Source organism: Rhodoferax sp. AJA081-3, from assembly GCF_017798165.1.
Taxonomy (GTDB): Bacteria; Pseudomonadota; Gammaproteobacteria; order Burkholderiales; family Burkholderiaceae_C; genus Allorhodoferax.
In genome coordinates this window covers 5,083,279-5,091,953 of the sequence record NZ_CP059068.1, presented here as the reverse complement: position 1 = coordinate 5,091,953, position 8,675 = coordinate 5,083,279, and the positions used below count along the sequence as shown (strand labels likewise).

The 8,675-nt window shown below is 59.2% G+C and carries 14 protein-coding genes; 8 read left to right on the top strand and 6 right to left on the bottom strand.

Translation table 11 applies throughout. The features are described 5' to 3' along the window. The first annotated feature begins 183 nt into the window (after positions 1-183). Positions 184-825 (top strand): hypothetical protein, encoded by a 642-nt coding sequence (locus HZ993_RS23870; protein ID WP_209395174.1) that lies wholly within the window; start codon positions 184-186, stop codon positions 823-825. Between the two features lie 25 nt (positions 826-850). On the opposite strand, the gene HZ993_RS23865 is transcribed toward HZ993_RS23870, so the two are convergent. Then, positions 851-967, bottom strand: coding sequence for a hypothetical protein (locus HZ993_RS23865; protein WP_209395173.1), 117 nt, complete (start codon positions 965-967; stop codon positions 851-853). A gap of 103 nt (positions 968-1,070) precedes the next feature. Between HZ993_RS23865 and HZ993_RS23860 the strand changes: the two genes are divergently transcribed. After that, the gene (locus tag HZ993_RS23860; RefSeq protein ID WP_209395172.1) at positions 1,071-1,610 is read left to right on the top strand and encodes a DUF924 family protein; all 540 of its coding nucleotides are present in this window, start codon (positions 1,071-1,073) and stop codon (positions 1,608-1,610) included. A 151-nt stretch (positions 1,611-1,761) separates the two neighbouring features. Here the strand turns inward: HZ993_RS23860 and HZ993_RS23855 are convergent, their stop codons facing one another. Next, positions 1,762-2,280 carry a hypothetical protein gene (locus HZ993_RS23855; protein ID WP_209395171.1) on the bottom strand — a complete coding sequence of 173 codons (519 nt, stop codon included), beginning with the start codon at positions 2,278-2,280 and terminating at the stop codon, positions 1,762-1,764. A gap of 218 nt (positions 2,281-2,498) precedes the next feature. On the opposite strand from HZ993_RS23855, the gene HZ993_RS23850 reads away from it, so the two are divergent. Beyond that, positions 2,499-3,707 carry a serine hydrolase gene (locus tag HZ993_RS23850; RefSeq protein ID WP_245213754.1) on the top strand — a complete coding sequence of 403 codons (1,209 nt, stop codon included), beginning with the start codon at positions 2,499-2,501 and terminating at the stop codon, positions 3,705-3,707. Between the two features lie 215 nt (positions 3,708-3,922). Here HZ993_RS23850 and HZ993_RS23845 read toward each other — a convergent pair whose 3' ends face one another. From HZ993_RS23845 to HZ993_RS23835, 3 genes are all read right to left on the bottom strand, one after another. Continuing rightward, a complete protein-coding gene (locus HZ993_RS23845) occupies positions 3,923-4,117 on the bottom strand; it encodes a hypothetical protein (RefSeq protein WP_209395169.1) in 195 nt (64 codons plus the stop codon). A 64-nt stretch (positions 4,118-4,181) separates the two neighbouring features. After that, positions 4,182-4,751 (bottom strand): RNA polymerase sigma factor, encoded by a 570-nt coding sequence (locus tag HZ993_RS23840; RefSeq protein ID WP_209395168.1) that lies wholly within the window; start codon positions 4,749-4,751, stop codon positions 4,182-4,184. Position 4,752: 1 nt separating this feature from the next. Next, on the bottom strand, positions 4,753-4,962 hold the full coding sequence (locus tag HZ993_RS23835) for a DUF2892 domain-containing protein (protein ID WP_209395167.1): 210 nt from the start codon (positions 4,960-4,962) through the stop codon (positions 4,753-4,755). 130 nt (positions 4,963-5,092) lie between these two features. Between HZ993_RS23835 and udk the strand changes: the two genes are divergently transcribed. Genes udk through HZ993_RS23815 form a run of 4 tightly spaced genes read left to right on the top strand, consistent with a single transcriptional unit; the run spans position 5,093 to position 6,646 of the window. Then, a complete protein-coding gene (udk, locus tag HZ993_RS23830) occupies positions 5,093-5,734 on the top strand; it encodes a uridine kinase (protein WP_209395166.1) in 642 nt (213 codons plus the stop codon). A gap of 57 nt (positions 5,735-5,791) precedes the next feature. Beyond that, positions 5,792-6,025: an addiction module protein gene (locus tag HZ993_RS23825; RefSeq protein ID WP_209395165.1), complete on the top strand. Its 234-nt coding sequence runs from the start codon at positions 5,792-5,794 to the stop codon at positions 6,023-6,025. Continuing rightward, positions 6,022-6,315 (top strand): type II toxin-antitoxin system RelE/ParE family toxin, encoded by a 294-nt coding sequence (locus HZ993_RS23820; RefSeq protein ID WP_209395164.1) that lies wholly within the window; start codon positions 6,022-6,024, stop codon positions 6,313-6,315. Before HZ993_RS23825 ends, HZ993_RS23820 begins: the two co-directional genes overlap by 4 nt. Positions 6,316-6,319: 4 nt before the next feature. Then, positions 6,320-6,646, top strand: coding sequence for a hypothetical protein (locus HZ993_RS23815; protein ID WP_209395163.1), 327 nt, complete (start codon positions 6,320-6,322; stop codon positions 6,644-6,646). 30 nt (positions 6,647-6,676) lie between these two features. Here the strand turns inward: HZ993_RS23815 and HZ993_RS23810 are convergent, their stop codons facing one another. Further along, positions 6,677-7,660 carry an MBL fold metallo-hydrolase gene (locus HZ993_RS23810; RefSeq protein ID WP_209395162.1) on the bottom strand — a complete coding sequence of 328 codons (984 nt, stop codon included), beginning with the start codon at positions 7,658-7,660 and terminating at the stop codon, positions 6,677-6,679. Positions 7,661-7,755: 95 nt separating this feature from the next. On the opposite strand from HZ993_RS23810, the gene HZ993_RS23805 reads away from it, so the two are divergent. Continuing rightward, positions 7,756-8,673 carry a LysR family transcriptional regulator gene (locus tag HZ993_RS23805; protein WP_209395161.1) on the top strand — a complete coding sequence of 306 codons (918 nt, stop codon included), beginning with the start codon at positions 7,756-7,758 and terminating at the stop codon, positions 8,671-8,673. The last annotated feature ends 2 nt before the right edge of the window (positions 8,674-8,675 follow it).

Genomic DNA, 8,675 nt, shown 5'->3' with positions numbered 1-8,675 from the left:
CACGAGGGCTAGAGGCCGATTTAACAAACAAGCTTCCCGCGCCATTAAACTTCACCCCATGCACCCCGCCGTCGCCCAACGCCGCTCAGGCATTTCAGCCATCTGTCAACGCTACCCCATTCACCGGTTGCAAGGATTTGGCTCCACCTCACTGGCAAACGGTTTTACACCCGAGAGCGGCGAGTGACATTCGAACTAATTGGGAGGATGCAACTTTGGAGCAACGCGCTTGTTGATAGCGAAGAGTGCTTAAATATTGCGTATCACCTAATGGTTGCGGCTGAAAGCGAAGCCGTCCAGTCACAAGAGAATGCTCTACACAGCCATTACGAGACGGTAACCGGGAGGAAATTCCACCCACACTTCGCTTATTCAGACGATCAAAGTGTTTTCGAGAGCTTTAGGGGATCGCTTTTGACGCCAGGGGAGTGTTACAAGGCTACGTACCATTTACACAACCTGGCCGTCATATATTTCATGCAACTGTATGCCGATGGCGATGAAGACCCAGGCAAAGTCGCCGCGAACAAAGGCTTAGCGATAGTAGAAAGGAATCGAATAGAGGCGTTGGCATTCCCAGATAGGAATGACTTAAAAGGCTTTCGTCGGCTGACTGAGCAGCTACGAACAATTCGAAATAAACAGCTTGGACATGCCTCTGGACCTGAGTTCAGCGTACTGCATCAGCCAGGTGCAGTCGGCAGCACTTTGAATGCCGTCCCAAGGCAAGTTGTATTTGAGCTAAGTGATGCAATACAAAAACTTGCTCCCGTCGTTCGCCAGAAAATTGGTGTGTTAATACAGATATCAAATCCGACTTTCTAACTTCCGAGCGAAACGCGTCAATGAATCAGACCTGCACCCCGGTCAATCTCACCCCAAGAGAGCGGGGAGCTAGGCGGGTGAAGTCGCTGTCGCTGGAGACCAGACCAAAGCCATCCACGCCATCGTTGTGCACCACGTCCATGGCGTCGACGATCAGCGCTGAATTGGTGAGAGATTAGTGGTGGTCCAGACGCCATGCGCGCGCTTGATGGTGGCCGTGCCGTAGCGCGACACGCTATCCTCCCATGCCATCCCAATCCATCCTCCACTTCTGGTTCGAAGAGCTAACCCCCAAGCAGCACTTCGTCAAAGACACCGCACTGGACGAAACCATTCGTGCGCGGTTTGGCGACACCTTGGAGGCTGCGGCGCGGTGTGAGCTGTTTGCGTGGCGCGCATCGGCCGCTGGAAGGCTGGCGGAGATCATCGTGTTGGACCAGTTCTCGCGCAACGTGTACCGCGACACGCCGCGCGCCTTTGCGCAGGACGCGCTGGCGCTGGTGTTGGCGCAAGAGCTGGTGGCCAGTGGGCAGGACCGCAGCCTGCCCGAAGCGCAGCGCGTGTTTGCCTACATGCCCTACATGCACAGCGAGTCCGCGCTGGTGCATACGCAAGCGGTAGAGCTCTTTACGCAATTGGGTAACGAAAGAAACCTGGACTTCGAGATGCGCCACAAGGCCATCATCGACCGCTTTGGCCGCTACCCCCACCGCAACGCGATTCTGGGGCGCGTCTCTAGTGCGGAAGAGCTGGCTTTCTTGAGCGAGCCGGGGTCTTCGTTTTAGCTCTTGGTTTTGTATTTGCTACGATTTTCGTAGCTACTTGAGCATATTTCACGGGGGCTGGAGGCCAATTTTTCATATAGGCCTCTACGTAACCCTTGCTAGCCAAGAACTCACTAGCATCGGCCGCAATCAATACGACAGCGTGGTGCTTTCAGTTGAGCAATTCCAATTTGCTCTGCGTCACTTCCCAAGAAGTACGCCAGCCCAGCCTGCGCTGCGGCATGTCGTTGGTAACCATGATGATGCGCGTGAGATCGCACCTATCCAATCCGCCGTCATCCTCCACCACCCATTGGTATCGCTGGACCAAGTCGTTGAGCGAACCCAGGCCCGCTCGGCTATCGGTTTTCGCAAACAGCCCCTCTTGGTAATGCACCATCGCCCGCTCAATGGCATGCTCACCCATCCCGCGCATGTGCAGAAGCTGCTCCAGCCCCGCCAGCATCATGATTGGGAGCGTTTCGGGTGTCACAGGTGTTTTGCCTTGAAGCAAGATGAAAGACAGCAAGGTCGTCTCGCTCATGAAGACGTGTGCCTTGCGCCGCCCTAGGTCGAACCGATTGACATACCAGTTGCCCAACGGGGCCAAGGTGGGCACAGGTTCAGCCAGGAGTGTCTTGGGCAAACCCAGAGTTTTTAGAACGATGCCGGTGCATTTCAAGTAGAGCATGGGGTTATTGTCAGCTCCGCCGCGCGATTGCTCAGCGTAGTCGACTTCCAAAAGCGTACGCTATGCTTTTTGCAGCATCTGAGGCATATTGCACAGGGGCTAGAGGCCAATTTGTAACCTTTTACCAACTCCCCCCAAGCCCGTCTAAACTGCGGTGCTTAACTAGACGCCCCGTTCCTGGGCGAACTATTTCCAAAAAACGAACGAGGAGACTTGTTTTGGCTATCAAGAAAGCTGCGCCTGACACCTTGGGGGTCTTGGGTGCTGCAGGTGAAGGCGGCAGGGGCAGCCTGGACAAAGATAGCCTTGCATTCTTGGCTACCACACCCATCCATAACGAAGTGTTGTTCTGGACCGCGCCGCAGCGCGATGCAGCATTCCGCATGATGGACCGCCTGCCGCTGTTGGCCAAGTCGCATGTGGTGCCCGCCAGCGACACACCCTCGGCCCTGCCCGCGGGTGCACCGCTCAAGCTGACGACGGATGTAGACGCCTACATGGCGGGCCAGCGCAATGCCGCAATGCTGATCGTGCAAGACGGCACGTTGCGCCTGGAGCGTTATGGCCTGGGCTTTGGGTCCGAGGGGCGCTGGACGAGTTTCTCGGTCGCCAAGTCATTCACCTCCACGCTGGTGGGTGCGGCAGTGAAGGACGGTTTCATCAAGAGCCTGGACGACAAGGTCAGTCTCTACATTCCAGACCTCAATGGCTCTGCCTACGACGACGTGAGCGTGCGCCAGTTGCTCACCATGACATCCGGCGTCAAGTGGAGTGAAGACTACAACGACCCCAACTCCGACGTGGCCAAGTTCAACAAACAAGAGCCCGAAGCAGGCATGGAAGCCCTGGTGAGCTATATGCGCAAGCTGCCCCGCGCAGCGCCACCTGGCACTCGCTGGCTGTACAGCACCGGCGAGACCAACCTGGTGGGCACCCTGGTGCAACAGGCCACCAAGAAGCCGCTGGCAACCTACCTGGCAGAAAAGGTGTGGGGCCCCGCAGGCATGGAGCAGCAGGCAACATGGCTGCTGAGCAAAACCGGACAGGAAATTGGTGGCTGCTGCGTGCAGGCTGCGTCGCGCGACTACGCCCGCATGGGCCTGTTCATTTTGAATGGCGCCATGGTGAACGGTACAAGCATCGTGCCCGATGGCTGGTGGTGTGATGCCACCACCAAGCGCGCCGACATTGGCGAGCCAGGGCGCGGCTATGGTTACCAGTGGTGGACGTTTGACGACGGCAGCTTTACCGCACGCGGCATTTTTGGCCAGGGGATTTTCATTGACCCCAAGCGCAAACTGGTGATCGTGTCCAATGCCAACTGGGCAGGCGGCGCGAGTGACCCACTAGCCATGGCAGCGCGCGACGCGTTCTACCGCGAAGTGCAACAGGCGCTTGATGACGAGGGCGTTGTACCGGCCAAGTGAGTGGAATCCATCCAGCTTGCGTTTGCTATGTTTTTGGTAGCTACATGGCAATATTACACGGGGGCTAGGGGCCAATTTAGCCTCTAGGCAATGGCTCTGAACTCAGGTTCGTTGATTTCGAGACACACTGGCCCCTTTGCACTGGGCGAACGATCTACCGCACGGCGGTTGCAAAAGGTGCCCGCGTTGCGGCGCATCCTGCCGCCTCCATAGCGCTACTTGCGCTGCATGGTCTCAAACAAACCCATCAACCAACACATAGGGCAGCCGCGCAGCAGCACAATGGCCCCCAGGCCCGCAAGGGCCGACCATACGAAGCCATAGCTGCTCAAGTAAAAAGCCGCAAAAATCAAACCGATGGCGGCGGCGCCGCGCAGTAGATGAACCGAAACTGAAGTGCTGCAAAACATGGTGTAGACCTGCTGAAGAGTGGATGACTCTTACCTAGAGGCGCAGGTTTTGCAAAAGGGTTCATCACCCGCGTTCAGTCACAGGCTCTGGCGCGCCGTCTTTGAGCCAGTAGCCGCTGGCCAACAAATGTTCGCGCACCTGGGCGCGGGCCCGGTGCAGGCGGCTCTTGACCGCCTCCAGGCTCAGGCCCAACTGGGCGGCAACCTCTGGGGCGGTGAGTTCGTGCACGTCGCGCAGTATCAGCACCTCGCGGTAGGGCGGGGTGAGCCGCTCCATGGCGCGGGCCAGGTCCAGCCGCAGGTCTATGGGTGTTTGGGGCGCGGCTGGCAGGTCGTGCTCCAGCACTTCGTCTAGCGGCTCGGTGCCTGTGGCGCGCCGGTACAGGCGGTAACACTCGCGCTCCACAATCCGGAACATCCAGGTTGTGAAAGTAGCCGCGCAGCGCAGCAAGCCCACCTTGCGGTAGAGCTGCCACAGCGCAACCTGCACCGCGTCTTCCGCGTCCTCGGTGGTGGAGCAGGTGCGCCGGGCAAACCGCTTCAGATCTGGCTGGCACACGACCAGCAGCTCTGAAATGGCCGCCGAGTCGCCCAGGCGGGCGGCTTCAACTAAATGTGTCTCGGCGCGTGGCATCTTATTTGTCCAGGTAGCGGCGTCCCACCATGGCGCATGCCGGGCAGAACCCAACAAACGCGGTCAGCACCAGTGTGGCGGCCGTCGCCAAAGCCACCCAGGTGACCATGCCAGTGGTCAGGCCGCCCGCAACGGCAGCCCCCACAGCAGCGCCGCCAATGATACGGGCAGCACGTTCCCAGGTAGGGAGATTGCGTTTCAAGAAAAACATGTTTAAACCTTTGTTTGAAGTGGATGACATTTACCAAGAGGCTGCTCCCATCCAAAAGGGTTCAGGTTTCTCAAAAAAAATTTGTCGGCTTGTAAAATTGAGCCCTTTGCCAGCCTGGACACCACGCCCCATGAACCCAACCCGCAACCAGCCTTTCGTCATTGGTGTCGCAGGTGGCAGCGGCAGCGGCAAATCCACCGTCACGCGTGAGGTGCTCAAGTCCATTGGTCCCGAGATGGTGGCCGTGGTGATGCAAGACGACTACTACCTCGACCAAACCCACATGTCGCCGCCCGACCGGCGCAAGACCAATTACGACCACCCGGCTGCGTTTGACTGGCCTTTGATGCTGCAGCACGTGCAGGCACTGCGCAATGGCCAGGCGATTGAAATGCCCGAGTACGACTTTGCGGCAGACAACCGATCCAGCAAGACCATTACCGTCAAGCCCGCACCGGTGATCGTGATCGAAGGTCTGTTTGCGTTGTATGACGCAGACTTGCGCGACATGATGTCGCTGAAGATTTTTGTGGACACCGCGGCAGATGTGCGCTTCATCCGCCGCCTGCAGCGCGACATGGCCGAGCGCGGACGCAGCGCCGAGAGCGTGATCAACCAATACCTGGAAACGGTGCGCCCCATGCACAAGCAGTTCATTGAGCCCACCAAGCGCAATGCCGATGTGATCTTGCCGCACGGCGCCAACGGGCCGGCGGTGGACATCATCACCACCAAGGTGGTGAGCTTGATCCGCGATCTGGATCGGGTCTGATGCTTGCCGCGCTATAGTGGTGTTTTGTTCGTTTACCAGCCCAATGGAGCCTCTGCCATGACCACAAACGCCGAAGCCTTAAGTGCCCAAGCCGTCAAGCTTCCGCCCGAGGAGCGCATGGAGGTTGTGGAACGCATTCTGGACAGCTTGGACGAGCCCGATCCTGCTTTGGACGCTCTCTGGGCCAAGGAAGCAGAAGACCGTCTGGCTGCCTACCGCCGTGGTGAATTGAAGGCAGTCGGCCTGTCCGAGGTCATTGCCAAGTACCAGGTCAATCCCAAAGCCGCATGAGCATTCGCCTGCTGGAGCCCGCGCAGGCGGAGCTTGATGAGGCTATTGCTTGGTATGCAGATCAGGCACCGGGACTTGGCGATGCGTTTCTGATCGAAACACTGAAGACATTCAAGCTCATTGATCAATTCCCAACGGCGTGGCATCCATTGACACGCCAGATCCGACGTTGTCGACTCAAGCGGTTTCCCTATAGCGTGGTCTATACCCAAGACGGAATGGATGTGCTGGTGCTGGCTATCGCTCACCAACACCGAAAACCCAACTATTGGGGCGGCCGGCTGCGTTAGAACCATGCCCCGCCGCAAGCACCACCACGTCTACGTGGTCGAACTCTGCAAAGACGTGCTGCTGGAGCCGCGCTTTCGCAAGAACAACCCCAACTACATCGACGGCAAGCCCTGTGTGTATGTGGGCATGACGGGCCTGGACCCGGACGTGCGCTTCGACAAACACAAGGCCGGCATACAGTCCAACAGCTACGTGCTGCACTACGGCCTGCGCCTGCTGCCTGATCTGTACGAGGGCTTCAACCCCATGAGCTACAAGGACGCGGTGGACAAAGAGATTGAGATCGGCATCGATCTGCGTTCGGCAGGGTTTGGCGTGTGGCAGGCCTGACCACACGCTCCAAACCGCTTCTGTTTTTCTTTATTTCTTGCTCAGGTCCTTATACGCCGCAGGCACGTTCAGCCCCGGGTGCACCCAGCCAAACAGGGCATAACCTCCAAACTCCGGCATCGCCACCTGCTTGACGGTCTGCTCCAGCGTCAAGCCCTGGTCAACGGCGGCTTGCACCTGGGTGCGCACGGTGGCCAGGTAGTCGATGTGCCACTTCAGGTCTTCGCGGGCCATGGGCACGCCGTGGCCGGGCACGATGCGGGCGTCGCTGGGCAAGAAGTCATACACCTTGCGCAGGGTTTCCAGGGATGCAACCAAATGCCCGTCCAGCAGCCAGGGCAGCGCGGGTTTGGATGCGATGACGGGGTTGCCGCTCCACATCACTTTGGATTGCGGCTCCCAAACCCACAGGTCGCCACCGGTCTGCGCAAAGCCAAAGTCCATGATGTCCACGGTTTTGCCGCCCAGGTCCAGCGTCAGCTTGCCGCCTGCGGGCACCAGCAGGTCGCCCGTGCGGGCCTTGATCTCTTCTATGCCGCGGCCGGTGCCAAAGTTTTTGATCATGAAGGCCTTGTCATCGGCCAAGTGCTGGTCTACATAGGTGCGGGTGTTGGCGTGCTGGATGATGGTGGTGCTGGCGGGCAAATACATGTTGCCAAACGAATGGTCGCCGTGTGCGCTGGTGTTGATGGCGTAGAGCAAGGGCTTGTTCTTGCCCAGCTTGCGGCCCAGGTCTTGCACCTGCTTGTTCAGGCGCTTGTTGAGCATGGTGTCGATCAAGAGCGCGCCCTTGCTGCCCACGACCAGGCCGCCACTGGTGCCGGCGGCTGCGCCCTTGGTATTGAGCGCCTTGGCATCAATGGCGTAGAACGCAAATACGCCGGGGCTTAGCGTCTCGCTGACCATTTCAATTTTGTTGCCGTCCCATACGGGCTCTGCCGCGTGGGCGCCATTTGCCAGTGCAAGAGCGGCAGCCATGCTGGCGGCGAGCAGGGTGTGTTTCAGTGTCTTCATGGTGGTTTCCTTCAAAAAGAGTTGCGAATGGACAGAGTTTGCGGCTTGCAAAGCAACAAGACAATTCACAATATGTGTACTCTTCATTTGCAAAAATGCACAACCCAGTTCGAGGGAATATGGAAGACCTGAACGACCTGCGCCTGGTGGCGCTCATTGCCCATACGGGCTCGCTGTCGGGCGCGGCCAAGCGCCTGGGCGTGAACCACGCCACCGTGTTTCGACGCATTGCACAGTTGGAGAGTCGGGTTGGGGTGCGCCTGTTTGAGCGCAGCGCCGGGCGCTACCACCCCACCCCCGCGGGTGACGAGCTGGCCCGTGCAGGCGCGCTGATGGACGACGCGGCCACGCAGGCGCTGCTGCATGTGGCCGGGCAAGACTTGCGCCCCAGCGGCCCGGTGCGCATATCCACTACCGACAGCGTGGCGCTGGCGCTGCTCTACCCCGTGCTGGCGCTATGCCGCGCGCAGTACCCGCAGATCGTGCTGACGGTGTCGGTGGACAACGATACGGTGAATTTGTCCAAGCGCGACGCCGACATCGCCGTGCGCCCCACCAGCCGCCCGCCCGAACACCTGATAGGCAAGCGCATCGCGCCCCTGCACTTTGGCATCTACGGCAGCAAGCGCTACCTAAAAGCCGCACGCAAGTTGGAGTCGCTCTCTGACCACGCATGGGTTGCACTGGATGACTCCCGCAGCGGACACCGCACGCTGCGCTGGCTGGAAGGCATCAAGCCCCTGGCCGATGTGGGCGTGCGCACCAACAGCTTTGGCGCCATCCGCCAGGCCTGCGTAGAGGGCCTGGGCCTGGCGTTGCTGCCCTGCTTCATGGCCCATGCCGTTCCCAAGCTGCAGGCCGTGGGTGAGCCCGTGCCCGAATGCGCCACCGAGTTGTGGCTGCTCACCCACCCCGACCTGCGCGACACGACGCGGGTTAAAGTGGTGTTCCAGCTGCTTCAGGCAGAGCTGGCAAAGGCCATGCAGATCCACGCAGTACCCGTGGTGGTGTAAAA